This window comes from Variovorax sp. GW822-FHT04E09 (assembly GCF_058800845.1).
On the sequence record NZ_JBXAMR010000001.1, the window covers coordinates 405,498 to 429,992 of the forward strand.

General features: G+C 68.8%; 23 protein-coding genes. 16 read left to right on the forward strand and 7 right to left on the reverse strand.

The window, feature by feature from the left end:
* Window positions 1-31: 31 nt before the first annotated feature.
* Window positions 32-904, reverse strand: coding sequence for a 2-keto-4-pentenoate hydratase (locus tag AC1RL8_RS01970; protein ID WP_492685663.1), 873 nt, complete (start codon window positions 902-904; stop codon window positions 32-34).
* Window positions 905-967: 63 nt separating this feature from the next.
* Between AC1RL8_RS01970 and gbd the strand changes: the two genes are divergently transcribed.
* The 7 genes from gbd (at window position 968) to AC1RL8_RS02005 (ending at window position 9,958) form a co-directional block, all read left to right on the forward strand.
* Window positions 968-2,104 carry a 4-hydroxybutyrate dehydrogenase gene (gene gbd, locus AC1RL8_RS01975; RefSeq protein ID WP_095947634.1) on the forward strand — a complete coding sequence of 379 codons (1,137 nt, stop codon included), beginning with the start codon at window positions 968-970 and terminating at the stop codon, window positions 2,102-2,104.
* Window positions 2,105-2,279: 175 nt separating this feature from the next.
* On the forward strand, window positions 2,280-4,622 hold the full coding sequence (locus AC1RL8_RS01980) for a type VI secretion system Vgr family protein (RefSeq protein WP_492685664.1): 2,343 nt from the start codon (window positions 2,280-2,282) through the stop codon (window positions 4,620-4,622).
* A gap of 23 nt (window positions 4,623-4,645) precedes the next feature.
* On the forward strand, window positions 4,646-5,083 hold the full coding sequence (locus AC1RL8_RS01985; protein ID WP_492685665.1) for a hypothetical protein: 438 nt from the start codon (window positions 4,646-4,648) through the stop codon (window positions 5,081-5,083).
* 5 nt (window positions 5,084-5,088) lie between these two features.
* The gene (locus AC1RL8_RS01990) at window positions 5,089-7,746 is read left to right on the forward strand and encodes a DUF2169 family type VI secretion system accessory protein (protein ID WP_492685666.1); all 2,658 of its coding nucleotides are present in this window, start codon (window positions 5,089-5,091) and stop codon (window positions 7,744-7,746) included.
* A complete protein-coding gene (locus AC1RL8_RS01995; RefSeq protein WP_492685667.1) occupies window positions 7,743-8,867 on the forward strand; it encodes a pentapeptide repeat-containing protein in 1,125 nt (374 codons plus the stop codon). The genes AC1RL8_RS01990 and AC1RL8_RS01995 overlap by 4 nt, the downstream gene beginning before the upstream one ends.
* Window positions 8,864-9,550, forward strand: coding sequence for a DUF3540 domain-containing protein (locus tag AC1RL8_RS02000; protein ID WP_492685668.1), 687 nt, complete (start codon window positions 8,864-8,866; stop codon window positions 9,548-9,550). Before AC1RL8_RS01995 ends, AC1RL8_RS02000 begins: the two co-directional genes overlap by 4 nt.
* Window positions 9,551-9,571: 21 nt before the next feature.
* Window positions 9,572-9,958: a DUF4150 domain-containing protein gene (locus tag AC1RL8_RS02005; protein ID WP_056580973.1), complete on the forward strand. Its 387-nt coding sequence runs from the start codon at window positions 9,572-9,574 to the stop codon at window positions 9,956-9,958.
* A gap of 15 nt (window positions 9,959-9,973) precedes the next feature.
* Here AC1RL8_RS02005 and AC1RL8_RS02010 read toward each other — a convergent pair whose 3' ends face one another.
* From AC1RL8_RS02010 to AC1RL8_RS02030, 5 genes are all read right to left on the reverse strand, one after another.
* A complete protein-coding gene (locus tag AC1RL8_RS02010; RefSeq protein WP_159272713.1) occupies window positions 9,974-10,960 on the reverse strand; it encodes a tripartite tricarboxylate transporter substrate binding protein in 987 nt (328 codons plus the stop codon).
* A 95-nt stretch (window positions 10,961-11,055) separates the two neighbouring features.
* Complete coding sequence (locus AC1RL8_RS02015; RefSeq protein WP_492685669.1) at window positions 11,056-12,132, reverse strand: phospholipase; 1,077 nt, start codon at window positions 12,130-12,132, stop codon at window positions 11,056-11,058.
* A 40-nt stretch (window positions 12,133-12,172) separates the two neighbouring features.
* Window positions 12,173-14,548 (reverse strand): Tex family protein, encoded by a 2,376-nt coding sequence (locus AC1RL8_RS02020; RefSeq protein ID WP_070060629.1) that lies wholly within the window; start codon window positions 14,546-14,548, stop codon window positions 12,173-12,175.
* A 79-nt stretch (window positions 14,549-14,627) separates the two neighbouring features.
* On the reverse strand, window positions 14,628-15,545 hold the full coding sequence (locus AC1RL8_RS02025; RefSeq protein ID WP_492685670.1) for a sensor histidine kinase: 918 nt from the start codon (window positions 15,543-15,545) through the stop codon (window positions 14,628-14,630).
* A gap of 91 nt (window positions 15,546-15,636) precedes the next feature.
* Complete coding sequence (locus AC1RL8_RS02030) at window positions 15,637-16,431, reverse strand: LuxR C-terminal-related transcriptional regulator (protein WP_492685671.1); 795 nt, start codon at window positions 16,429-16,431, stop codon at window positions 15,637-15,639.
* A 379-nt stretch (window positions 16,432-16,810) separates the two neighbouring features.
* Here AC1RL8_RS02030 and AC1RL8_RS02035 point away from each other — a divergent pair, with 379 nt between their 5' ends.
* From AC1RL8_RS02035 to AC1RL8_RS02070, 8 genes are all read left to right on the forward strand, one after another.
* Entirely contained in the window at window positions 16,811-17,503 is a 693-nt protein-coding gene (locus tag AC1RL8_RS02035) for a hypothetical protein (protein ID WP_062472930.1), read from the forward strand.
* Between the two features lie 78 nt (window positions 17,504-17,581).
* Window positions 17,582-18,622 (forward strand): hypothetical protein, encoded by a 1,041-nt coding sequence (locus AC1RL8_RS02040; RefSeq protein ID WP_492685672.1) that lies wholly within the window; start codon window positions 17,582-17,584, stop codon window positions 18,620-18,622.
* 23 nt (window positions 18,623-18,645) lie between these two features.
* Complete coding sequence (locus AC1RL8_RS02045; protein ID WP_062480212.1) at window positions 18,646-18,984, forward strand: hypothetical protein; 339 nt, start codon at window positions 18,646-18,648, stop codon at window positions 18,982-18,984.
* A gap of 91 nt (window positions 18,985-19,075) precedes the next feature.
* Window positions 19,076-19,585, forward strand: coding sequence for a hypothetical protein (locus tag AC1RL8_RS02050; protein WP_095745288.1), 510 nt, complete (start codon window positions 19,076-19,078; stop codon window positions 19,583-19,585).
* Between the two features lie 56 nt (window positions 19,586-19,641).
* The gene (locus tag AC1RL8_RS02055) at window positions 19,642-20,004 is read left to right on the forward strand and encodes a GIY-YIG nuclease family protein (protein ID WP_492685673.1); all 363 of its coding nucleotides are present in this window, start codon (window positions 19,642-19,644) and stop codon (window positions 20,002-20,004) included.
* Window positions 20,001-20,441 carry a MarR family winged helix-turn-helix transcriptional regulator gene (locus AC1RL8_RS02060; protein WP_492685674.1) on the forward strand — a complete coding sequence of 147 codons (441 nt, stop codon included), beginning with the start codon at window positions 20,001-20,003 and terminating at the stop codon, window positions 20,439-20,441. Before AC1RL8_RS02055 ends, AC1RL8_RS02060 begins: the two co-directional genes overlap by 4 nt.
* A 68-nt stretch (window positions 20,442-20,509) precedes the next feature.
* A complete protein-coding gene (locus tag AC1RL8_RS02065) occupies window positions 20,510-21,082 on the forward strand; it encodes a DUF2239 family protein (protein ID WP_070060635.1) in 573 nt (190 codons plus the stop codon).
* Window positions 21,079-22,518 (forward strand): MATE family efflux transporter, encoded by a 1,440-nt coding sequence (locus AC1RL8_RS02070; protein WP_070060636.1) that lies wholly within the window; start codon window positions 21,079-21,081, stop codon window positions 22,516-22,518. The genes AC1RL8_RS02065 and AC1RL8_RS02070 overlap by 4 nt, the downstream gene beginning before the upstream one ends.
* An 18-nt stretch (window positions 22,519-22,536) precedes the next feature.
* Here the strand turns inward: AC1RL8_RS02070 and AC1RL8_RS02075 are convergent, their stop codons facing one another.
* Window positions 22,537-23,013 (reverse strand): VOC family protein, encoded by a 477-nt coding sequence (locus AC1RL8_RS02075; RefSeq protein ID WP_062480220.1) that lies wholly within the window; start codon window positions 23,011-23,013, stop codon window positions 22,537-22,539.
* Window positions 23,014-23,160: 147 nt separating this feature from the next.
* Here AC1RL8_RS02075 and AC1RL8_RS02080 point away from each other — a divergent pair, with 147 nt between their 5' ends.
* Window positions 23,161-24,495, forward strand: a complete 1,335-nt coding sequence (locus AC1RL8_RS02080; RefSeq protein WP_492685675.1) for a serine hydrolase domain-containing protein — start codon at window positions 23,161-23,163, stop codon at window positions 24,493-24,495.

Here is a 24,495-nt window from a genome sequence, read left to right on the forward strand (position 1 = left end):
TGCGCGAGGCGGTTCGCTGTCGTGGTCGTGCTCACTTGAAAGACACCACCACCGGTTGCATGCGCGACAGCCCTTCGTAGCTCACCACCACCGTCTGTCCGGCCTTGGGCGGCAGCAGCGGCGAGAACGAGCCCAGGCTGATCAGGTCGCCCGGCTTCAGCGCGATGCCTTCCTTGGCCAGCGCGCCGGCCAGCCACACCACCGCGTTGAGCGGGTGCTCGAGGATGTCCGATCCCTTGCCGGTGGCCAGCTCCTTGCCCTGCCCATCCTTCATGACCACGCGCATGTCGCGCAGGCTCTCGAGCATCCAGGACTGCCCGTCGGCCGTGGTCGGCACATCGACCGGCAGCCCGCGCACGCCAAGCCGCGCACCGACGTTGATCGCAGCCACGCCCGGGCCGTTGAGCTTCGAGGGCGTCTGCACCGCGAGGTCGGGCAGCTCGATGAAGGGAATGAGCTGGTCGATGTTGGCCAGCACCTCGGCCGGCGTCTTCGCCTTGTGGATGTCGGCGCTCTTCACGCGCACCAGCATGTCGGCCTCGAACAGCGGCCGCGCGCCGAAGGCCGCATCGACCACCGCACCGCTGTCCAGCAGCATGCGCTGGTAGAGCACGCCCCACACCGGCTGGTCGTAGTTGAAGCGCTTCTGCACCGCGGGGTTGGTCAGGCCCGCCTTGTAGCCGACCACGTCACCGAGGTTGCGCGCATGCAGCACGTTGAGCTTGGCGCGCGTGCAGGTGGCGTCGGCCTCGTTGAGGTTCTCGATGTCGGCGGCGGGCGTGCGTGCCGCCTGCGCGGCGGCGAAGTCGGCCACCTGGGAGTCGCTGAGGCAGGCAGCCTGGACCGAGGCGGCCAGCAGCGCTGAGCCCAGTGCGACAGACGCAAGGGTTTTGTTGGTGGGCAAGAATGTCCCCTCTTGTTAGATTCGAACGGTCAGCAATCGTACTGCCCTCGGGCGTTCCCCCTCATGGCCCTCATCCAATACCTCACCCAGATCCAGTTCGAATTCGGCGCCATCAAGCTCCTGTCGAGCGAGTGCGCACGCATCGGCATCAACCGCCCCCTGATCGTCACCGACGCCGGCGTGCGCGCGGCCGGCGTGCTGCAGAAGGCGCTCGACGCCATCGCCGATCTCGAGGTCTCGGTGTTCGACCAGACGCCGTCCAACCCGACCGAGGCCGCGGTGCGCGCCGCCGTCGAGCTGTACCGCAGCGGCCGCTGCGACGGCCTCATCGCCGTGGGCGGCGGCTCGGCCATCGACTGCGCCAAGGGCGTGGCCATTGCGGCCACGCACGATGGCCCGCTCAAGACCTACGCCACCATCGAAGGCGGCTCGCCCAAGATCACCGAGCGCGCGGTGCCACTCATTGCCGTGCCCACCACCAGCGGCACCGGCAGCGAGGTGGCGCGCGGCGCCATCGTCATCGTCGACGACCACCGCAAGCTGGGCTTCCACAGCTGGTTCCTGATGCCCAAGGCCGCCATCTGCGACCCCGAACTCACGCTCGGCCTGCCGCCCCGGCTCACGGCCGCCACCGGCATGGACGCCATCGCGCACTGCATGGAAACCTTCATGTCGGCCGCCTTCAACCCGCCGGCCGACGGCATCGGCCTCGACGGCCTGGAGCGCGCGTGGGGTCACATCGAGCGCGCGACGAAAGATGGCAGCGACCGCGAGGCGCGCCTGAACCTCATGAGCGCGTCGATGCAGGGCGCCATGGCCTTCCAGAAGGGCCTGGGCTGCGTGCACTCGCTGAGCCACAGCCTGGGCGGCGTCGATCCGCGCCTGCACCACGGCACGCTCAACGCCCTCTTCCTGCCGGCAGTGATCCACTTCAATTCGGGCGCCGAATCGGTGCAGAAGGAACAGCGCCTGCAGCGCATGGCGCAGGCCATGCACCTGGACTCGGCCGGCGACCTCGGCCACGCGATCCGCGACATGAACGCGCGCCTGGGCCTGCCCAAGGGCCTGGCCGAGGTGGGCGTGACGCCCGCGATGTTCGAACAGATCATCGACGGCGCCATGGCCGACCATTGCCACAAGACCAATCCGCGGCTGGCCACGCGCGACGACTACAAGGCGATGCTCGAAGCGTCGATGTAAAACCTTTGCGTCACTCCTGCTGCGCAGGCGTGCATTCGCTTTCACAAAAGGCCGTTTCGACGGCCTTTTGCCTGTGGCGCGTCATGGATGTGACACGCGGCGTTTTCATACTGGCCTGGCCCCATCTGCAGAGGCTTCGCATCCGTGAAAGCCCGAGGGGTCAGGGAAGTGTCGAATGCCGCGTACCGTCCAAGTCCATACCGTCCTGAGCGCCGAGCAGCTCAAGTTCCGCGCGATGCGGGGAAACGAAGGACTCTCGCAACTCTTCGAGTTCGAGGTCGACATGGTCAGCACCAGCTTCAACCTCGACCTGAAGCGCCTGCTCGGCACCTCGCTCACGCTGGCCGTTGCCGACGACGGCGCGCCGCGCTACCTCAACGGCACCGTGGTGCGCTTCGAGCTGGTCGGGCGCGCGAACGAAACCGGCCGCCACTACATCTACCGCGCGCTCGTGCAGCCGTGGCTGTGGTACCTCACGCGCACCACCGACTGCCGCATCTTCCAGAACCAGAGCGTGCCCGAGGTGCTCGACGCGGTGCTGGGCAAGTACGGCTTCCAGTTCGAGAAGCGCCTCACGGGCAGCTACCGCCCGTGGGAATACTGCGTGCAGTACCAGGAGAGCGACTTCGCCTTCGTGAGCCGCCTCATGGAGCACGAAGGCATTGCGTACCACTTCGAGCACAGCAATGGCTCCCACCTGCTGGTGCTGGCCGACGACACGGGCGGCTACCACCCGCTGCCGGGACACGCCCGCATTCCCTACCGCCCGCGCGACCGCGTGGTGAATGCGCTGGAGCCCTGCATCGACCGCTGGCGCGTGGCCGAGCAGATCACCTCGGGCCGCGTGATGCTCGACGACTTCGACTTCAGGAAGTCGCGCGCTTCGCTGCAGAGCGTGCAGCAGGACCCCAAGGGCCACGACCACGCGTCCTACGAAGTCTATGAATGGCTCGGCGGCTACAGCGAGCACCAGCAAGGCGACGCCTACGAGAAGATCCGCCTGCAGGAGCTGCAGTGCGCGCACGAGCTGGCCTCGGGCCACACCAACGTGGTGGGCATGGCGCCGGGCCATCTGTTCGAGATGACGCACTGCCCGCGCGAGACCGACAACCGCGAGTACCTCGTCACCGGAACGCGCTACGACCTGCGCGAGCCCGAATACTCGACCGGCGGCAGCAGCGAATCGGTGTGCGAGTTCGACTTCACCGTGCTGCCCTCGGCCGTGCCCTACCGCCCCGCGCGCACCACGCCGCGCCCGCGCACCAACGGCCCGCAGACCGCCACCGTGGTCGGCCCTGAAGAGATCTGGACCGACCGCTTCGGCCGCGTGAAGCTGCAGTTCCGCTGGGACCGCTACGGCCAGTCGGACGAGAACAGCTCGTGCTGGGTGCGCGTGTCGAGCAACTGGGCCGGCGCCAACTACGGCACCATGCACATGCCGCGCGTGGGCCAGGAAGTGATCGTCGATTTCATCGGCGGCCAGCCCGACCGCCCCATCATCACCGGCCGCGTCTACAACAGCGACCAGATGCCGCCGTGGGAACTGCCCGCCAACGCCACGGCCAGCGGCATCCTCACGCGCTCCAGCACAGGCGGCGCAGCCAACCAGGCCAACATGCTGCGCTTCGAGGACCGCGCAGGCGCCGAGCAGATCCTGCTGCACGCCGAGCGCAACCTCGATGTCGAAGTGGAAGCCGACGAGACCCACACCACCGACGGCACCCGCACCACCCTCATCAAGGGCCACGAGTCGGCCACCTACCAGGACGGCGAGACGCGCGACATCACCGCCGGCGCGACGGAAACCATCACCGGGGGCGACACGCGCGACGTGACGGGCGGCTTCAGCGAAACCGTGAGCGGCGGCGTGACGCAGCGCATCACGGGCGGCAAGACGCGCACGCTCAGCGGCGGGCTGAACGACACCATCTCCGGCGGCGTGACGCTCGCCATCAGCGGCGGCTTCAACGGCACCATCGACGGGCAGGAAATCCGCTTCGTGAGCGCGGGCCGCAACGACACCATCAACACGTCGAACACCGTGCACGTCAACGGTCCGTCGAACACCACGGTGACCGGCCCCACGGTCCACACCTCGCCGGACGTGACCTTCAACACCACGAACCACATCCACAACACGACGCAGCACGTGATCAACACGAACGTCTACAACACGACGTCCAAGGTCTACAAGAACATCACGAACGACTACACGAACAACTCGAAGACCTACATCAACAACTACGCCAAGAGCAACGACTGGCGCTGGTACCGCGCGGGCGGCGTGGGGGCGCGTTTCTCGGCGGTCGGGCTGGCGCTCGACCTGTGGGGGCTGCGCCAGCAGAACTACATCCTCAACTCGCAGTTTTCGGGCATCCGGCTCGACGTGGCGGTGTTCCGCTCGCAGAACTCGGCCACCGAGATCGAGGGGAAGATGCTCAAGGTCGCAAACATCGGCATGAAGATCGCCAGCGGCGGCCTGGCCTTCGCGGCCAAGGCGATGACCGTCAAGGTCTGAGCCGCCGACCGATCGCATTGCCAATGCCCGTCTGGGAACAGGTCCTCTGGAGCGTCTTCGCGGTGATGATGGGCGGGGCGTTGCTGGCCGGCGTCGCGGTGGTGGTCACGGCCACGCGCGAGCAGCGCAAGTACACGCAGGAACGGCGCATCGGCGAACGCCTGGGCCTTGCCGGCGTGGTCACGCACGGCGTGGTGGCGCAGGTGCGGCGCTCCGAACACCAGCTCACCAGCCCGGGCAGCCATGGCCAGCGCATGGTGGCGCTCGAATTCACGCTGCAGATGCCGCCGTCGTCCCCGGTGCCGAGCGTGGTGCTGCGCACGCTGGTCGACGAACTGCTGCTGCCCCGCCTCGCGGTGCCGGGCGCGACCCTGCACCTGGTCCAGGACCCGGCGCACCCCCACGTGGTGGCGGTCGACCGGCAGCGCACGCCGCTCGAAGTGGCCCCCGCACGGAGCTGATCCCCTTGAAAACCGTCAAGCCGCTGCGGCTGAGTGTCATCACGCGCCCCTTCCTGCGAGGCCGCCAGCAACGCCTGGGTGTCACGCTGATGGGCATGGTGTCGATGGACGCCGCGCCCGTGCTGCTGCCCGAGCCGGAGTTCTGGAAGATCGCTGCCGAAGAGCTCGGCCCCACGGGCGCCATCGACCTGGGCATTCCCAAACCCCACGCCGAGTTCCTGGCCACGGCCCACGCTTATACGCACCATCAGGACGACAAGACCGCCTGCGCCGTCGCGATGCGCATGGGTGAGCTTTCGCGCCAGCTGCTGGTGTTCGGCGACCGCTTCTGGCTCGACGGCCGCGCCACCGCGCCGCAGCCCTTCGAATCGATGCGGCTCGACGCCACGCGCGCCTATGGCGGCCCCGGCTTTGCCGAGAACCCGCAGGGCATCGGCCACGCCCACGAGACCGTCAACGGCCTGCAGGTGCAGCGCCTGCCGAACATCGAAGACCCGCAGCAGCGCATCGACCGCCCTGACCGCGAGACCGAGCCGGCCGGCTTCGGCCCGATCGAGCTGACCCGGCCCAGCCGCATGCGCCTGATCGGCCGGCAGTACGACGGCCACTGGCGCGAGCATCTGTTCCCCGGTTTTTCGGAGGACATGGACTGGCGCTTCTTCAACGCCGCGCCGCCGCAGCAGCGCTGGCCCGCGCGCGACCACATCCCCGGCGGCACGCCCTACGAGATCTGGCACATGCACCCCACGCAGCCGGTGCAGCGCGGGCGCTTGCCCGACTGGCGTGCACGCGCCTTCATCGCGCGCCGAAGCGGCCCCGGCCGCGAGCCGGAGCAGTTCGACGAAGTGCCCATGCGCCTCACCACGGCGTGGTTCGTTCCGCACCGTGCGCAGGTGGCGCTGATCCACCACGGCGAGATCGACATCGTGGAAGACGACGCCGACGACGTGACGCACGTGATGCCGGCCATCGAAGCCGCAGGCGATGCGCCGCGCCCGCTGGCGCACTACTTCGCCCTCCTCCAGCGCCGCTGCGATCCCGAGACGGGCGCGCTGCATGCCGCCCGCGACGACGAGCTGCTGCCCGCGCAGGCCATCGGCCCCTGGCTCGACACGCTGGACGACGGCGAAGAATCCGCGCTCGTGCGCAACATGCGCGAGCGCGGCGACCGGCTGCGCGCGGACCTGATGCAGCAGGCGCGCGAGGCCGGCCACGATCCGCGCCTACTGCGCGAGCGGCCGATGCCCGAGCCATTCCGAAAGATGCCGACGCTCGCCGAGCTGCCCGAGTTCGTCGAGCGCACGCGGCGCTTCACGCAGGACCAGCGCAAGGCGCTCGACGACGGGCGGCGCGAGCTGGAACGCGCGGGGCAACTCAATGCGGCCGAGTCACGCCAGGTCGGCTTCGACTCCGCAGAGTTGGTCTCGGGCATCGACCGCACCACGACCAAGGGCCCGCCCGCCTTCGACGCGCAGACCGTGCTGCAGGGCATGTTCGGCATCGCCGCCGCAACGGGCACGTCCGCACTGCCGCCCGCGCAGCAGCAGGCCTTCGCGGAGGTGGTCGAGAAAGGCCAGCGCGGGCTGATCGACATGTACCGAATGGGCGCGCAGCACCAGTCGCCGGCCGACGTGCTCGAAGGCGAACGCGCCACCGAGGCGCGCCAGCGCGTGCAGGACGCGATGACCACCACGCGCGACCTCTCGGAGATGGACCTCACCGGCGCCGACCTGTCGGGCATGGACCTGCGCGGCGCGCGCCTGCACCGCACGCTGCTCGAACACGCGAACCTCGAAGGCGCCCGGCTCGACGGCGCGGATGCCACCGAAGCCGTGCTCGTGCGTGCGCGCCTTTCGCGGGCCTCGCTCGCGGGCTGCGTGCTGCACCGCGCGAACCTCAGCCTGGCCCGATGTGTCCACACCGTGTTCACCGGCGCGCAGCTGCACCACACCACGCTCGAGCAGACGCACTTCGATCACTGCGACTTCTCGCAAGCCTCGCTGGAGCACCTGACCGTGCTCGGCCTTCAGGTCGACCACTGCCGCTTCGATGCAGCGCGCCTTTCCTACGTGACCTTCCTCGAACAGACCCGCCTGCAGGACTGCAGCTTTCGCAGCGCCGTGCTCCACAAGGTCGGGCTGATCTCGTGCATCGCCGAGCGGCTCGACTTCAGCGGCGCCCGGCTCGAAGCTTGCGCCTGGGCCCACACGCCGGGCGACACCGGCATCGTCTTTCGCGGCGCCACCCTGCACACCACCTGCTTCGTCGGCACCAGCAGCCTGCGCACCATGGACTTCGAAGACGCGACCTTGGTGCAATGCGGCCTGCGCGAGATGCCGCTGGACGGCGCGCGCTTCGTGCGTGCCACGCTCGACACCTGCGACCTGTCGGCCTGCAGCCTCACTGGCGCCGACCTCAGCGGCTGCGACGCGCCCGAAAGCCTCTTCATCCGTGCCGACTTCACGCAGGCCTCGCTGCGCGGCGCCAACCTCATGCATGCCAGCCTGCAGAAAGCCCGCCTGGTCCGCACCGACCTGCGCGAGGCCAACCTGTTCCGCGCCGACGTCTCGCAGACCCTGATCGACGGCGTGACCGACACGCACGGCGCGCACCTCGAACAGGCCAAGACCCTCCCGCGCCGCGCCGCGGACCCGGTGCGATGACGCCGGCCGAGCTGGCAGCGAAGCTCCGCGGCGGCGACCACATCCAGGACCAGGACTTCCAGGGCATGGACTTCGACGGCGTGGACCTGCGCGGCGGCAGCTTCGGCGCCTGCGATTTCCGCCGGGCGAACCTGCGCGGCGCGCGGCTGGGCGAGTCGGTGTTCGACAGCTGCCGCTTCGACGACGCGGTGCTCGACACCGCCGACCTGCAACACGCCGCCTTCCACCGCTGCGCCCTGCCCCGCGCGTGCCTGCAATCTGCGGTGATGGGCCACGCGGTCTTCTCCGAGGCCGACCTGAGCGGCGTCGACATGACCGGGGCGCAGGCGAGCCAGGCCACCTTTCACCAGAGCACGCTCGACGGCGCGGGCTTCGAGCGCGCGGACCTCACGAAGGCGGTGTTCGGCGAATGCCGCCTCGACGGCACGCGCTTCGACGACACGGCGCTGAACACCACCGTCTTCTACCGCGCGGCGCTGCGCGGCACGCGCTTCAAAGGTGCGAGCTTCCACAACGTGATCTTCGGCGAGGCCGACCTCGCGGGGCAGGACTTCTCGGCGCAGTCGTTCCATCTGTGCCAGTTCATCGACGCAGACCTCACGGGCTGCAACTTCGCCGGTGCGCGCCTGAGCCAGTGCAACTTCAAGGGCGCGAAGCTCGAAGGCGCGGTGCTGTCGGGCGTGCAGGCGCCGCAGTGCCTGTTCCCCGAAGCCGACCTGCGCCGGGTGGATGCGCGCGGCGGGCATTTCGACCAGAGCCTGTGGGTCGGTGCCCGGCTCGACGACGCCGACCTGTCGGATGCGCGGCTCGAACAGTGCGTGTTCCACCGCGCGAGCTGCCGCCGCACCGCGTTCGCTCGCAGCCACCTCGTGTACGCGGATTTCTCCTACGCCGACCTCGCCGATGCCGACCTGCGCGGCGCCACCTTCCACCGCACCCAGATGCACCGGGCAATCGAGACCGGCGTGCGCTGGAGCGACCGCCTCGGCGTGCTCGACAGCGACCCCGCGCTGTTCGAGGCCGAGCGCTTTTCCGCCGCCCGTGCGAGCCGCCCGCAACGCGCCGGCCGCGACACCTTCGGCCGGCCGCTGCCGCCCGATCCACAGGACACCCCGCCATGAATCACCGAGTCCTTCGCGAACCTGTTTCGCCGTCGTCGGATATGCCCGAGACCGAGATGCACGCGCTGCTGCGCAAGCCGCTGCCCGCGGTCGCCGCACCGGCCTGGACCGGCAGCGCGCTCGGCACCGTCGTGCAATCGCTGCCCGACGGCCGCTTCGTCGTCGAACCGCAGCCGGGCGGCGCGCCCTGGCACTGCCCGCGCGCAGCGAGCTGCCTGCTGCAGCCCGCCGTGGGCGATGTCGTGCTCGTGGCCGGGCCGCAGCGCGACCAGCTGTTCCTGATCGCCGTCGTCACGCAGGCCGACCCCAGCCAGTCGCAGCTTGTGACCGACGGCGACCTCACGATCCGCTCGCGGCGCGGCAGCATCGCGCTGCAGGCGTCCGCATTCGCACTTCAGGCCGACAAGGCGACCGTCGACATCACCGACATGGCCTACCGCGGCGCCGAAGTGCGCGTGACCACGCTGGTCGCCCGCTTCGTGGGCCGCACGCTCGAGACCGTGCTCGACCGCCTGAGCCTGCTCACGCGCTCGAGCTTTCGCCTCACCGAAGAGGTCGAGCAGGTGCGTGCGGGCCAGATCGACATGCAGGCCTCGCAAAGCCTGCGGCTGCACGCCAAGAACACCTTCGTCACCAGCCAGGCGCTGGTGAAGGTCGACGCCGAACAGATCCACATGGGTTGATACCGACAAGGAGCCTGAACCATGTTCGCCAACGCACAGATGATGGGAATGGACCTCGCGTTTCCCGATGTCTGCAAGACACCGCCCGCGCTGCCCGTGCCCTACCCCAACATCGCGCTCGGGCCGACGGCCCTGCCCAACGCCTGGAACATCCTGTACGGCGGCACGCCCGTGCACAACATGGCGACCACCACGCCGATCACCAACGGCGACAACGCCGGCGTGCTCATGGGCGTGGTGTCGCAGACCGTGATGGGGCCGTCGCGCCACATCACCGGCGCGTTCACGGTGCTGCTCAAGGGCACGCCGTGCACGCGCATGACCAGCCTGGCGGTGCAGAACCGCTGCAACATCGTGGGCATGCGCATCGTGCCCAGCCAGTTCAAGGTGCTGGTGCTGGCGCCCTGAAACAGCGCTGGAGGCTCAGTCGAGCTTGACGCCCGCCGTGCGGATCACCTTGCCCCACTTGGTGGTCTCGGAGGCGATGAAGGCGTCGAACTCCTCGGGCGTGCTGCCCGCCGGGAAGGTGCCCATGGCATCGAGCTTGGCGCGCGTTTCGTCGCTCTTGATAATGCGCGCCACCTCTTCCGACATGCGCTTGACGATCTCGCGCGGCGTGCCCGCCGGCGCCAGCATGCCGGCCCAGGTGCTGCCGGTGAAGCCCGCGAAGCCCTGCTCGATGAAGGTGGGGACGTCGGGCACGGCCGGCAGGCGCTTGTCGCCGGCCACGCCGATCAGCCGCACCTTGCCGGCCTTGCCCTGGTTGATGAGGCCCGTGGGCGCGTCGAAGAACAGCTGGATCTGCCCGCCCATCAGGTCGGTCAGCGCAGGCACCGCGCCGCGGTACGGGATGTGGATCATGTAGGTCTGCGTGAGCGACTTCCACAGCTCGCTCGTGAGGTGCGCAGCCGAGCCGTTGCCCGAGGAGCCGAAGCTCACCTTGCCGGGGTGCTTGCGTGCGTAGTCGATGAGCTCGCGCGCGGTCTTGAACGGCGCGTCGTTGTTGACCGCCGCCAGCAGCGGCGACACCCCCATCAGCGACACGCCCACGAGGTCCTTGCGCGGGTCGTAGGGCAGCTTGGGGTACAGCGTGGTGTTGGCCGTGTAGGCCGCGATGACGACACCGAAGGTGCTGCCGTCGGGCGCGGCCTTGGCCACGGCATCGACGCCGATCAGGCTGTTGGCGCCGGGCTTGTTGTCGATCACCACCGGCTGGCCCAGGCGCGTCTGCAGGCCTGCCTGCACCAGCCGCGCCATCTGGTCGGTGAAGCCGCCGGGCGTGTAGGGCACGACGATGCGGATCGGCTTGCTCGGCCAGGCGCTCTGCGCGAAAGACGGTGCGGCCAGGCTGGCGGCAGCGGCCGCGGTGGCAAGGGAAAAACGGCGGCGGGAGAGCGTGGCGTGCGGCATGGTCGGGAACCCTTCGGATGGCATGGATCGGACCATTCTCGAAGCGCGCTCCTGCGCGGGAGCTCAGGGTTTGTCCCCGACGGGACAAGCTGGGTTCAGAGCGGCAGGATGTCGCGCGAGCGCCCGTCGTCGCCGAGCCAGGCTTCGAACTCGTCCGACAGCCGCGTGGCCTCGCGCGTGGCCTGGCCCCAGGCCGCGATGCGCGCCTGCGCGTCGTTCGCGAAGCGGATGAAGTCCTTGCGGTCGGGCAGCTTGCCGTGCGGCAGCGTCTTCACCCACTCGGGGTTGGGCGCGAGCACCACCATGCGATCGAGAAAGCGCGTCGACTTGTGGCGCCAGCGCAGTCCCTTGTCGAGCCAGCCCGGCACCACGGCCTGCTGGAAGTGCGGGTACAGCACGATGCCTTCGTCGGCCGGCTGGTAGTCCAGGTGCAGGTGGTAGTCGGTGATGCCGCCGTCCCAGTAGGCGCCGCGCGGCGCGCCCGGAATGTCGTGCACCGCCGCCAGCAGGAACGGAATGGAGCACGAGGCCTGCAGCACCCGGTTGAAGTTGGCCTCGCTCAGCGCGTGCTGGCGCGTGCGGAACTCGGTCGTGCCGAAGGGCAAGGCCGCGCCGGGCGTGGAGAACACGCAGCGCTCCAGCCAGGCGCCCAGGCTCTTGCGGTGCAGGCTGTTGCTCGCGAAGGCGCCCAGGTAGCCGACCGGCGTGCGCGCCCGGCCCTCGCGCCCCAGGATGTGGCGCCCGCGCGAGGTCACCACATGCAGCCGGTAGCGCGCATGGCCCAGCACCTCGCCGATGCGTCCGCCGTAGAAGGTGTCGAGGCTCTCCGCGAAACGTTCGCTGAGTTGGTGCGGGCTGAGCCGCTTCTGGCCCGGCGGCACCTCGAACTGCTGGCGTACGTAGTCGTGCTCGAAGCGCCCGAAGGCCGCCTCCGGGTCCGACAGGCAGGCCGTCGCCAGCCGCCACGCGCCGATCGACGCACCCACCAGGTCCACCGGCTGGCTCGACTGCGTGAGCCAGCGCCCGAAGATGAATCGATCGAGCGGCCCGAGGATCAGCCCCTTGGGCCCGCCCGCCGCGCCGGGGATGGTGCGCACGTCCTGCGGACGCAGGCCGTGCTGCTCGATGTGCTGACGAGCCGCGGGGCCGGCGTAGATGCGCAGGGCTTTCATGCCGGCGGTGTTTGCAAGAAACGTGCGGTCCGCGGGTGGCTTACTTGCGCAACCCCTGCAACTTGGCAAACGCACTCGCCATCTGCCCCGCCGGCTGCGGCGAGTTGTCGCGCCGGCCTTGTTGCTGCTGGCCGCGCCCTGCCCCTTCGAAGCGGTTGTCGCGCGGGCCGTCGCGGCGTGCGGGCGCTGCGTCGAGCTTCATCGACAGGCCGATGCGCTTGCGCGCCACGTCGACTTCCATCACCTTGACCTTGACGATGTCGCCGGTCTTGACGACTTCGCGGGCGTCGTTGACGAACTTGTGGCTCAGCTGGCTCACGTGGACCAGGCCGTCCTGGTGCACACCGAGGTCGACAAAGGCGCCGAACTGGGCGACGTTGCTCACGGTGCCCTCGAGGATCATGCCCTCGGTGAGGTCGGAGATGTCGTCCACGCCGTCGTTGAAGCGCGCCACCTTGAAGTCGGGGCGCGGGTCGCGGCCGGGCTTCTCGAGTTCGCCCAGGATGTCCTTGACCGTGATGACGCCGAACTTCTCGTTGGCGAACAGCTCGGGCTTCAGCGTCTTGAGCATGTCGGCGCGGCCCATCAGCTCGGCGATCGGCTTGCCGGTCTTGACGATGATCTGCTCGACCAGCGGATACGTTTCGGGGTGCACGCCGGTGATGTCCAGCGGGTCGGCGCCGTCGCGGATGCGCAGGAAGCCTGCGCTCTGCTCGAAGGCCTTGGGGCCGAAGCCGGTCACGTCGAGCAGTTGCTTGCGGGTGGAGAACGCACCGTTGGCCTCGCGCCAGCGCACCACGGCCTTGGCCACGCTGGCCGACAGGCCCGACACGCGGCTGAGCAGCGGCACGCTGGCGGTGTTCAGGTCGACGCCCACCGAGTTCACGCAGTCCTCGACCACGGCCTGCAGGGTGCGCGCGAGTTCGCTCTGGTTCACGTCGTGCTGGTACTGGCCCACGCCGATGCTCTTGGGGTCGATCTTCACGAGCTCGGCCAGCGGGTCCTGCAGGCGGCGCGCGATGGAGGCGGCGCCGCGCAGGCTCACGTCCACGTCGGGCATTTCCTGCGAGGCGAATTCGCTGGCGGAATACACGGAGGCGCCGGCTTCGCTCACCACGACCTTGTCGACCGTCATTTCGGGCGCACCGGCCTGCGCGGCCATCTTGGCCAGCAGCTTGATGAGGTCGCCGGCCAGCTTGTCGGTTTCGCGGCTGGCGGTGCCGTTGCCGATGGCGATCAGGTTCACGCCGTGCTTGGCGCACAGCTTGCCCAGCGTATGCAGCGAGCCTTCCCAGTCCTTGCGCGGTTCGTGCGGGAACACGGTGGCGGTCTCGACCAGCTTGCCGGTCGAATCGACCACGGCCACCTTCACGCCGGTGCGGATGCCGGGGTCCAGGCCCATCACGACGCGCCGGCCGGCAGGGGCTGCCAGCAGCAGGTCGCGCAGGTTGTCGGCGAACACCTTGATGGCGACCTTTTCGGCGTCTTCGCGCAGGCGGGTGAACAGGTCACGCTCGGTCGACAGCGCCAGCTTCACGCGCCAGGTCCAGGCCACGCACTTGCGCAGCAGGTCGTCGGCCGGGCGGGCGGCGTGGCTCCAGCCCAGGTGCAGCGCGATCTTGCCTTCGGCGATGCTGGGCTTGCCCGGCTCGGGCTCGACGGGCAGCACGAGCTTGGCGTCGAGCACCTCGAGCGCGCGGCCGCGGAACACGGCCAGGGCGCGGTGCGACGGCACGCGGCCGATGGGTTCGTCGTAGTCGAAGTAGTCGCGGAACTTGGCGATGTCGGCGTTGTTCTCGTCCTTGCCGGCCATCAGGGTGGACTTGAGCAGGCCTTCGTTCCAGAGCCATTCGCGCAGGCGCTGCACCAGCACGGCGTCTTCGGCCCAGCGCTCGGACAGGATGTCGCGCACGCCGTCGAGCACGAGCGGCACGGTGGAGAAATCGGGGCCCGGCTTGCCGTCGTCCAGCGTGGTGGCGGGCTGCAGGAAGGCCTTGGCTTCGACGGCCGGGTCCAGCGTGGGGTCGGCCAGCAGCTTGTCGGCCAGCGGCTCGATGCCGAATTCGCGGGCGATCTGGCCCTTGGTGCGGCGCTTCTGCTTGAACGGCAGGTACAGGTCTTCGAGCTCCTGCTTGGTGGGCGCGAATTCGATCGCGGCGCGCAGCTCGGGGGTCAGCTTGCCCTGCTCGTCGATGGCCTTGAGCACCGCCACGCGGCGGTCTTCGAGTTCGCGCAGGTAAGACAGCCGGGCTTCCAGTTCGCGCAGCTGGATGTCGTCGAGGCCGCCCGTGACTTCCTTGCGATAGCGGGCAATGAACGGAACCGTGGCGCCTTCGTCGAGCAGTTCGACGGCGGCCTTCACCTGGTGCTCGCCGACCTTGATTTCAACGGCGAGCTGGCGAATGATTTTCTGCATGTCTTGAGCGCGTCCCTGGCAAAGCGCGGAAGTTTGCCATAGGCGACGAGGCCCCCCGCCGGGCACCGGTGCGGGATGGTTACAACGTGCTCTCAGCCGGTGCCGCGACCGCCGACTGCGGCAGCACTTCGCCGGGCATCACGAGGCGGATGCGCAGCCCGTGCGGCGCCGCGTCCATGACGGCCAGCTCGCCGTGCAGCGCGTCGGCGCGCTCGCGCATGCTGCGCAGGCCCTTGCCGCCGGCCTCGCCGGCCGCCGCCGCATCCAAGCCGCGGCCGTCGTCGAGCACTTCGAGCACCAGCCCGTGCGAGCGCTCGCGCGGGCCGAAGCGCACTTCCACACGGGTCGCCTGCGAATGGCGCAGCACGTTGGACAAGGCCTCCTGCGCGATGCGGCACAGCTGCATCGCGGCCTCGGGCGACAGCGGCGGCGCCAGCACCACGTCCTGCACGTTCCACACGAGCGTGATGCCGAGCCGGTCGAACGCCGGTTGCAGCCGGTAACGCAGGTGGCCCAGGCGCTCGCCGATGCTGGTGTCGGCTTGGTCGTCGAGGGAGTCGACCGTCAGCTGCAGCTCCAGCAGGCAGGCCTGCAGGGCCATCGACAGCTCGCGGGCGTCGGCGGAGCGCGGGTCGTAGCTGGCCATGAGCGCCACCAGCCGCGAGCCGACGCCGTCATGCAGGTCGCTGGCGATGCGGCGGCGCTCGGCGAGCACGGCCTGCGCCTGGCGGTAGCGCACGAGGCGGCGCCGCGTGAAATACCAGGTGGCCACGATCATGCAGAGCACGGCGACGTTCACACCCTGCAGGGCCCAGAAGGCCGCCGGCACCTCGGTACCCAGTGTGGTGATCGCCGAGGTCGCGCGAATCACCTGCCCGACCACCGGCGTCAGGTGCAGCGCGAATGCGAGCCCGACCCACAGCAGCATCCGCTGGCGCGAGGCACGCGGCCACAGCCAGATCAGGAGCACACACCAGGCGGCGATCGAAAGCCACACGAACTGGTCCTCCAGGAAATACGGCGGGAGCGGGGGCGCGGGCGCGCGCATGGGTGGCTCCGCTGCGAACGCGGCGCGCCCGAAGCGCGCCCTAGAGCAGCCCCCGGTGCGAGGCGAAACTCACGGCCTGCGCGCGGGTATGGGCGTGCAGCTTGCGGTAGATGTTCTTGACGTGCGCGTTAACCGTCTGGGCACTGATGGTGAGCTGCAGGGCGATCTCTTCCGTCACATATCCCGTGGCTACAAGTCGCAACACTTCGCGCTCCCGTGCCGACAGGGTCGCCTTGCTGTCCGGCGGGCGCAGCGGGCTCGGATTGGCGCGCTGGTGGTCCAGGTGAACGAGCAGCCGCCGCGCCAGCCGGGGGGTGATAGCAGCCCCGCCATTCACCACCTGCAACACGGCCTGGGCATAGCTCTGGAACCAGGCGTTCTTCACCAGGTAACCCGAGGCGCCGAGCTCGAAGGCGTGCAGCACCTGGGGCTCGTCTTCCAGCGCGGAAATGACGATGATCTCGGCGGCGCTGCGGTGCTTCTTGGCCTCTTCGATGAGCTCGAATCCGCTGCCGTCTCCGAGGCGGATGTCGACCATGAGCACATCGAATTCATGCTGCATCAAGAGGCGCCTTCCCTCGCGCAGGGAGCCGGCCTGGCCTTCGAGCTGGATGCGCAGATCGCCCAGCAGTTCCTGGGCGATGACACGGCGGACAAAGGGGTCGTCGTCGACGAGCAGGACACGAACAGGCTTGGTTTCCTGGCCTGTCAGGTAGTCCGGCCACGGCAGGGTATCCGCCGAGGGAGCCAGCAGCCCACCGAACTGGCCGGGATTGGAGAATTTCCTAGCGCCACCACCGACATCGGTCAATGAAATGTCGAGATCGTTTTCCATTTAAGCCCCCTTGTCACAGATAAAAGTCGCGACTTCGTGAACAAAAGTTAATCGATTTCTACTCTTTTTCCGGCTATCGGCTTTTTTGATTACCTTGGTTTCTTTCGGTTGCAATATTGCCAGATTGTGAACCAAAGTGATAGTTCCCACGAGGGGAACAGGGCCTAGAACCGGCTCTCTGCCAACGCCCAAAACGCCCTCGGACATTGCTTTCGCCATAGCCTTGCACTACCCAGCCTGAGGCATTTTTCGATCCCTTCCCCCCGCTGAAACTGCATCCCGGTCGCAACGGAATCCATTCAATCCGTGCTCGCTGACCGTCGCTGATGGCCGGATTCCCCGGCGATCGGGTTCGTTTCAACACTATCGAGGAAGCATCATGAAGAAGACTCTTATCGCCATGGCAGTGGTTCTCGTGGCTGGCATCGGGACCGCAACTGGCAGCAGCGTGGCGCTCGCCGTCACCAACACCACGACTGGCTCCTCCAGCTCGGCAGGCTCGGTCGCCGCCAGCTCCGGAACGGGCAGCGCACTGAGCTACAACGCAGCCAGCTCCACCTCGTCGGCCACGGCCAACGCGGCGGGTGGCGCAGCAGGCAACGCCTTCCTGCGCGTCGGCGGCGCCACCGCCAGCGGCTCGGCCACCACGCAAGGACGCGTGACCAGCGTGGCAGCAACGACCGGCAACGGCGTGGCTGCAGGCGGTGCGAATGCACAGGCCAATGCGACCTCGAGCGCCAATGCGAACTACGCCGGCGGCGGCGCCAACCCCGTGAGCGGCTCTGCAGGCGGCGCAGCCGGCTCCACCACCAACAACACCGCAGCCACCGCTGCAGGTCCTGGCGGCGGTCTGGCCGTGGTGACGCGCACCTCGGGCACGACGGCCGGCTTCAGCGCCAATTCGGGCGCGGTCAACGGCATCGTCAACGGCACGACGACCTCGGCCACGTCGGGCTCGACCGGCGGTTCCACGGGCGTCATCAACTTCGCCGTGGGCAACGCAGCGGGCTTCAGCAACGGTGGCGGTACCGCCGGTGGCGCGATCTCCGGCGCAACGGCCAACGCTCCCTGAGCGATCCGGACCATCGGTTGTTGGACCAGAAACGGGGAGGGGCACGCCTCTCCCCTGCTTCCCAAAGGAGTCGAAAAAATGAAAACATTGATTGCCCTGACCTTGCTGGGCCTGTCCGCCGGCGCCTTGGCGCAGACCACGGCGGGTGGCGCCAACAACCAGTCGCAGAGTTCAGCCACCACCAACGCCCAGGGCAACACCCAGGCGGTGAATTTCAACAGTTCCGCCCCCTCGGAAGTCACCTCCCGGGCCACGGTGGACAGCAACAGCACACAGAACATCAACAACACGGGCGCGACGACCAGCACCGTCGACTACCGTGGCAGCTACACCGTCAAGAACGTGCCCTCCGTGAGCGGCCCGAACCTGACGACCAGCAACGACACCTGCATGGGCAGCACCAGCGCCAGCGCCAACGGCGCCGGGGTCGGGCTGAGCTTCGGCACCACCTGGACGGACGAACACTGCAAGCGCCTGAAGATGAGCCGCGAGCTCTGGAACAAGGGCATGAAGGCAGCGTCGCTGGCCATGGACTGCATGGACCCGGCGGCCCAGGCGGCCCTGGAGATGACCGGCTCGAAGTGCCCGCAGTCGATGACCGCCGAAGAACGCGTGAGCGCGTTCGGACCGCAGGCCTCGTCGGCCGGCGCGCCCGTGGCGACACGTCCGGCGGCGCCGGTGGCGCCCGTGGCCGCGGCTCCAGCACCTGCGCCGGCCCCCGTGGCGGTGGCCGTGCCCCAGCCGGTGGCGCCCGTCGCACCTGCGGCGCCAGTCGCGTTGGCCCCGGCCCCGGCGCCCGCGCCGGTCGTGGCGGTGCAGCAGCCCGCCCCACCGGCCACGCTGGTCGAGGCGATGCCCATGGCAGCCCCGGCGCAGGAACAGCCGGCACCGCAACCGGCACCGGCCGCGACCGCCGTCCCGGTGTCTGCGCCGGAAGTGGCACCGGCCCCCGTGGCCGCAGCGCCCGCCGAAGAAGCCGCGGCACCTGCGGCGGAGCCGGCCCCGGTCATGGCGAGCGCCGTGGCCCCGCAGCCGGACATCCTGGAAGCGCGCATCACGCGCCGCCTGCCGGCTGACCCGGTCGACGAGGTGGCTTCGGCACCGGCCGACGCGCAATGAGGTCGGCTCTGGAGTCCATCACCATGAACACCAGGACCGTTCCTCTCTGGCTGGCCGCCTGTTGCGTGGCGACGGCGTCGGTCGCCGCCACGCCGATCATCCGCATCGAGCGGATGCCCATGGGCAGCGGCCTGCAGAACGCCAGCGGCACGGAAAACGCCGAGCCGGTGGGCGACTACGGCGTCTGGCACGTGCCGCAGTACATGCCGGGGTTTCCGACCTCGGCCACCATCTGGCCGCGCGTCGTGATCATCCAGTGCAACGTCACGCGGTGCAGCGGCTACGAAGTGACGCCCGAACTGGGCCGGGGCGAGTACCTGTTCTTCCGGCCGGCGGAAGACAGCAGCGTCGGCCGCAAATAGACAGGCGCGCAGACGCCGCTTTTTCGCACGATGCGCCGCAGGGTCCGCAAGGTCCCGGCGGCGCGCGGCCGTGTGCGTATACCCTTCGCGCATGCACAACCCCCTCGTGCGCGCCTTGCGCGCCCTGTTTCGCGCCGTTGCCACCACGATCCTCGTGCCGGTGCTGCTGTTCGAGGAATGGGGCTGGGCCCCGCTCGCGGCGCTGGTTGCGCGGCTGGCGCGCCTGCCCTTCTGGGCGCGGCTCGAGAACCTGCTGCGCGCGCTGCCGCCCTGGGGCGCGCTGCTGGCGTTCTTCGTGCCGATGCTGCTGCTCTTTCCGGTGAAGCTGCTGGCGCTGTTCCTGTTCGGACGCGGCCACGCGTTCAGCGGCATGGCCGTGCTGCTGCTGGCCAAGCTCGCGGGCACGGCCGTGGTCGCGCGGATCTTCCAGCTGGTCGAGGGCTCGCTGATGCGGCTGGCCTGGTTCGCCCGCTGGTACCCGCGCTGGAAAGGCTGGAAAGACCAGGTGCTGACACGCGTGCGCGAAAGCCGCCCCTGGCGCATCGTGCGGGCGGTGCACCGGCGGGTGCTGCGCGGCTGGCATCGGCTGCGCGCCGAGTGAATCTATTTTTACCCGGGTGTATTGTGTTTTATATTTTGCCCGGGTAATATTTGGAGATGAATCCATCTCCCCACACCAGGCGTACCCTGGTCAAGCAATACAAGGACAGCGTGCGCCCCGCCGGCGTCTTCGTGATCCGCAACCTGATGGACGGCCGCGTCTACGTGGCCGGCAGCCTCGACGTCGAAGGCGCCATGAACCGCGCCCGCTTCGAGCTGAACCTGCGCTCGCACCGCAACAAGGCATTGCAGCGCGACTGGGTGGCGCAGGGCGCGACGCACTTCGGCTTCGAGGTGATCGACCGGGTGAAGGAGCGCGACGACCCCGCCTTCGACCGCGCGGCGGAACTGGAAAAGCTGCTGGAGCTCTGGCGCGAGGAACTCCAGTGCACCACTGAGAAGGGCTACAACACGCCATGAGCACCGACGCACTGGGCTTTTGCCTCGACCTCGGCCGCGCCCACGCCAGCCTGAGCCTGAAACTCAACGAGGACCTGGGCGCCTTCCACGGGCTGGACTACGACGACTTCACCCTGCTCCACCTGTTGCTGCGTACCGGCAACGGCGCCATGCCGATGGCCGAGCTGGCGCACACGCTGGGGTTGCCAATGTCGGCGCTCATCCGCAAGATGGTGCTGCTCGAAAAGACCGGCCTGGCCGAGCGCACGACGGGAACGGATGGCGACCCCCGGCGCCATGCGAATATTCGCAGCGGCGGAAGGAAGTTGATGCAAGCCGCCATCACCACCGTCGAAGCGATCTGCGTCGATGTCGTGAAATCGCTGGACCCGCAACGCCTGCCAGACCTGCATGCCGCGCTGCGGGTGCTGTGCGATCACGACACGCCGCACGCCTGAACCGTCCTGCGGGTAGATTACGAACCTCGTTTCGTTCCGCCCGGATCGACAACCCAAAAAGAATTTGCATGTCACCCGACGAACTACCGACCACATTCACTGCGTTTGCCGGCTTCCAGCGCGTCGCCGCCGGCACCAAGGCCCAGGTGCTCACGCAACTGCGCGAGCGCGGCGACGCCGCCACCTGCCTCGTGTTCGACGACCAGACCGGCGAGCAGCTCGATGTCGACCTGCGCGACCCGAAGGCCATCGAGACCTCCGCGCTCGAAGCCGAGAAACACGAAGACGCACCGCGCGGCGTTGGTCGTCCGCGCCTGGGCGTGGTGGCGCGCGAAGTCACGCTGCTGCCGCGTCACTGGGACTGGCTCGGCCGCCAGCCGGGCGGCGCCTCGGTGGCGCTGCGCAAGCTGGTGGACGACGCACGCCACGTGCACGCCGACCGCGACACGGTGCGCGCCGCGCGCGAAGCCACCTACCGCTTCATGACCGCCATCGCGGGCAACCTGCCCGGCTTCGAGGAAGCCACGCGCGCGTTGTTCGCGGGCGAGCATCAGCGCTTCAGCGACCTCGTGGAACCCTGGCCCACCGACCTGCGCGTGCACCTGCACAAGCTGTCGGCCGGTGGCTGGGGTGCTGCATGAGCGCGGCGCCCGACAGCAGCAGCACCACCTCCACCAGCCCCGGCAACCCGAGCGGACTGCGCGGCGTGCCCGTGGCGCCGGTGGGTGCGCCGCGTCCGCTGTGGAAGGTGTTCCTGTTCTTCCTGGCGCCGATGTTGCTCAGCAACATCCTGCAGTCGCTCTCCGGCACCATCAACAACGTCTACGTCGGGCAGATGCTCGGCGTGAGCGCGCTGGCGGCGGTGTCGAGCTTCTTCCCGGTGATGTTCTTCTTCATCGCCTTCATCATCGGCCTGGGCGCGGGCGCCTCGGTGCTCATCGGCCAGGCCTGGGGTGCGCGCGACGCGGCCAAGGCCAAGGCGGTGGCGGGCACCACGCTCACGGTGGGTCTGCTGCTGGGGCTGGCGATCGCGGTGTTCGGGGGCCTGTTCACCACGCCGATGCTGGCCATGCTGGGCACGCCGCCCGACGTGCTGGCCGACTCCACGCGCTACGCCCGCATCATGCTGATCGCGATGCCCGGCGTGTTCCTGTTCCTGCTGGCTACCGCCATGCTGCGCGGCGTGGGCGACACCATCACGCCGCTGCTGACGCTCTTGATTTCCACGGCCATCGGCCTGGTGGTCACGCCCGCGCTCATCCGCGGCTGGGGCGGGCTGCCGCAGTTGGGCGTGGCGGCCGGCGCGTGGGCCTCGGTGCTGTCGTTCGCGGTTGCGACCACGTGGCTGGGCTTCCGGCTGCGCCAGAAAAAGAGCCCGCTCGCGCCTGACGCGGAGTTCGTGCGCTGCCTGCGCATCCAGCCGCAGCTGCTGAAGGCGGTGCTGAAGATCGGTGTGCCCACCGGCGTGCAGATGATCGTGGTGGCGCTGGCCGAAGTGGTGCTGCTGTCGATGGTCAACAGCTACGGCTCCAACGCCACGGCCGCGTACGGCGCGGTGAACCAGGTGGTGGCCTACGTGCAGTTCCCGGCCATCTCGATCGCCATCACCACGTCGATCCTCGGCGCGCAGGCCATCGGTGCGGGCCGCGCCAACCGGCTGGGCGCGATCGTGCAGACCGCGCTGGGCATGAACCTCGTGCTGACGGGCGGGCTGGTGCTGCTGGGCTACCTGTTCTCGCGTCCGCTGATGGGCTTCTTCATCACCAGCGCGCCGGTGATCGAGATCGCGCAGAACCTGCTGCACATCATGCTGTGGAGCCTGGTGCTGTTCGGCATGGCCTCGGCCATCTCGGGGATCATGCGCGCCAGCGGCTCGGTGCTGGTGCCGACGCTGATCTCGATCGTCTGCATCCTGGGTGTCGAAGTGCCGGTGGCCTGGCTCATGAGCCGCCACTTTGGCATGGGCCTGGACGGGATCTGGGTCGCCTACCCGGTGACCTTCGGCGCGATGCTGCTGCTGCAGACCGCGTACTACCGGCTGGTGTGGCGCAAGAAGCCGATCGGCCGGCTGGTCTGATCGGCGCCTCGGCGGGGGTCACTCCCCGTCGAAGGCCTTCTTCACCGTGGCGATGTCGAGCTTGATCATCTTCATCATGGCCGCCATCGCGCGGGCCGCCTTGGCCGCGTCCTTGTCCTGGAACATGCGGATGAGCGGCATCGGCGTGACCTGCCACGATACGCCGAAGCGGTCGGTGAGCCAGCCGCACTGCACCGGCTGGCCGCCGCCCTCGAGCAGCTTGTCCCAGTAATAGTCGACCTCCTCCTGCGTCTCGCAGGTCACGATGAGCGAGATGGCCGGCGTGATCTTGTACTCGGGCCCGCCGTTGAGCACCATGAACGACTGCCCGTCGAGCTCGAAGGTCGCCGTGAGCAACTTGCCCTTCTTGGCGGGATTCACATCGCCCCAGAGCAGCGTGTCGGTCAGGCGCGACTTCGGAAAGATGGCGGTGTAGAAATTGACCGCCTCCTCGCCGTTGCCGTCGAACCAGAGGCAGGGAATGATCTTCTGCATGGAATCTCCTTGGGTTGAATGATGAACTGAAGGGTTCAGTATCAAAGCCGAAGCGGCGCCCTGTCAACCTGCGCCGCGGCTGTCAGTGGGAAGTTCGCAGGCTAGGCCGCGGGCCACAATGGGCCGGTCCTCCGCTTCGGAACTGCCATGTTCGCCCCTTCCAGAACCCGCCTTGGCGCCCAGGCTTTGCTGACCGCCGCGCTCGCCACCCTGGCGGTGTCGGCCGGCGCGGCCGATGCCACCTACCCCGATGCCGCCGCCAGCGACCCCGCCAGGCTCGGCTGGATGACCGGTTCGCCGCCGCCACCCGACCGCACGCTGCGTTTCGACGACGGCAGCTATTTCCGATTTCCGGCGATGCGCTGGAGCGTGTCGAATTTCCGCCAGCTGATGCCGACCGTGAACGCGTCACGCGGGCTCGGTGCGCCCACCGCCCTGCCCCAGGCCTTGCGCAAGGACATCGACACGCTGCGCTTCACGCCGCTCGATGCGAAGACTCCCATGACCTGGGACGCATCGCTCGCCGCGACCTACACCGACGGCATCCTCGTGCTGCACCGCGGGCGCGTGGTCTACGAGCGCTACTTCGGCGTGCTGAGAGACGACGGCCAGCACGGCGCCATGTCGGTCACCAAGTCGGTGGTCGGCACGCTGGGCGCGATGCTGGTGGCCGAAGGCACGCTCGACGCCAACAAGCCGGTGGCCAACTACGTGCCCGAACTCGCGACCTCGGCCTTCGGCAACGCCACCGTGCGCCAGGTGCTCGACATGACCACGGGCCTGAAGTTCAGCGAGGACTACGCCGACCCGAAGGCCGAGGTCTGGGCCCATGCGCAGGCCGGCAACCCGCTGCCCAAGCCGAAGGACTACACCGGCCCGCGCAGCTACTACGAGTTCCTGCAGACCGTGCAACCCGAGGGCAAGCATGGCGAAGGCTTCGGCTACAAGACCGTCAACTCCGACGTGCTGGGCTGGGTGATCGCGCGGGCCACCGGTCGCACCGTGGCGCAGTTGCTGTCGGAACGCATCTGGCGCCACCTGGGCGCCGAGCAGGACGCCTACTTCACCGTCGATTCCATCGGCACGCCCTTCGCGGGCGGCGGCCTGAACACTGGCCTGCGCGACCTCGCGCGCTTCGGCGAGATGCTGCGCAACGACGGCCGCGTGAAAGGCCGGCAGATCGTGCCCAAGGCCGCCGTCGAAGACATCCGCCGCGGCGGCGACAAGGCCGCCTTCACCAAAGGCGGCTACCCCCTGCTGCAAGGCTGGAGCTACCGCGACATGTGGTGGGTCACGCACAACGACCACGGCGCCTACATGGCGCGCGGCGTGCACGGCCAGCGCATCTACATCGACCCGAAGGCCGAGATGGTGATCGTGCGCTACGCCTCGCACCCGATCGCGGGCAACGCCGCGAACGACCCGGTCACGCTGCCGGCTTTCGAGGCGCTGGGGCGGCACCTCTTGGCACAGCGTCGCTGA

Excerpts from the sequence above, each read along its gene's own strand:
- gbd (WP_095947634.1), top strand. The coding sequence starts at position 968 with ATGGCCCTCATCCAATACCTCACCCAGATCCAGTTCGAATTCGGCGCC.
- AC1RL8_RS01980 (WP_492685664.1), top strand. The coding sequence starts at position 2,280 with ATGCCGCGTACCGTCCAAGTCCATACCGTCCTGAGCGCCGAGCAGCTC.
- AC1RL8_RS01985 (WP_492685665.1), top strand. The coding sequence starts at position 4,646 with ATGCCCGTCTGGGAACAGGTCCTCTGGAGCGTCTTCGCGGTGATGATG.
- AC1RL8_RS01995 (WP_492685667.1), top strand. The coding sequence starts at position 7,743 with ATGACGCCGGCCGAGCTGGCAGCGAAGCTCCGCGGCGGCGACCACATC.
- AC1RL8_RS02000 (WP_492685668.1), top strand. The coding sequence starts at position 8,864 with ATGAATCACCGAGTCCTTCGCGAACCTGTTTCGCCGTCGTCGGATATG.
- AC1RL8_RS02005 (WP_056580973.1), top strand. The coding sequence starts at position 9,572 with ATGTTCGCCAACGCACAGATGATGGGAATGGACCTCGCGTTTCCCGAT.
- AC1RL8_RS02010 (WP_159272713.1), bottom strand. The coding sequence starts at position 10,960 with ATGCCGCACGCCACGCTCTCCCGCCGCCGTTTTTCCCTTGCCACCGCG.
- AC1RL8_RS02015 (WP_492685669.1), bottom strand. The coding sequence starts at position 12,132 with ATGAAAGCCCTGCGCATCTACGCCGGCCCCGCGGCTCGTCAGCACATC.
- AC1RL8_RS02020 (WP_070060629.1), bottom strand. The coding sequence starts at position 14,548 with ATGCAGAAAATCATTCGCCAGCTCGCCGTTGAAATCAAGGTCGGCGAG.
- AC1RL8_RS02030 (WP_492685671.1), bottom strand. The coding sequence starts at position 16,431 with ATGGAAAACGATCTCGACATTTCATTGACCGATGTCGGTGGTGGCGCT.
- AC1RL8_RS02035 (WP_062472930.1), top strand. The coding sequence starts at position 16,811 with ATGAAGAAGACTCTTATCGCCATGGCAGTGGTTCTCGTGGCTGGCATC.
- AC1RL8_RS02040 (WP_492685672.1), top strand. The coding sequence starts at position 17,582 with ATGAAAACATTGATTGCCCTGACCTTGCTGGGCCTGTCCGCCGGCGCC.
- AC1RL8_RS02045 (WP_062480212.1), top strand. The coding sequence starts at position 18,646 with ATGAACACCAGGACCGTTCCTCTCTGGCTGGCCGCCTGTTGCGTGGCG.
- AC1RL8_RS02050 (WP_095745288.1), top strand. The coding sequence starts at position 19,076 with ATGCACAACCCCCTCGTGCGCGCCTTGCGCGCCCTGTTTCGCGCCGTT.
- AC1RL8_RS02055 (WP_492685673.1), top strand. The coding sequence starts at position 19,642 with ATGAATCCATCTCCCCACACCAGGCGTACCCTGGTCAAGCAATACAAG.
- AC1RL8_RS02060 (WP_492685674.1), top strand. The coding sequence starts at position 20,001 with ATGAGCACCGACGCACTGGGCTTTTGCCTCGACCTCGGCCGCGCCCAC.
- AC1RL8_RS02065 (WP_070060635.1), top strand. The coding sequence starts at position 20,510 with ATGTCACCCGACGAACTACCGACCACATTCACTGCGTTTGCCGGCTTC.
- AC1RL8_RS02070 (WP_070060636.1), top strand. The coding sequence starts at position 21,079 with ATGAGCGCGGCGCCCGACAGCAGCAGCACCACCTCCACCAGCCCCGGC.
- AC1RL8_RS02075 (WP_062480220.1), bottom strand. The coding sequence starts at position 23,013 with ATGCAGAAGATCATTCCCTGCCTCTGGTTCGACGGCAACGGCGAGGAG.
- AC1RL8_RS02080 (WP_492685675.1), top strand. The coding sequence starts at position 23,161 with ATGTTCGCCCCTTCCAGAACCCGCCTTGGCGCCCAGGCTTTGCTGACC.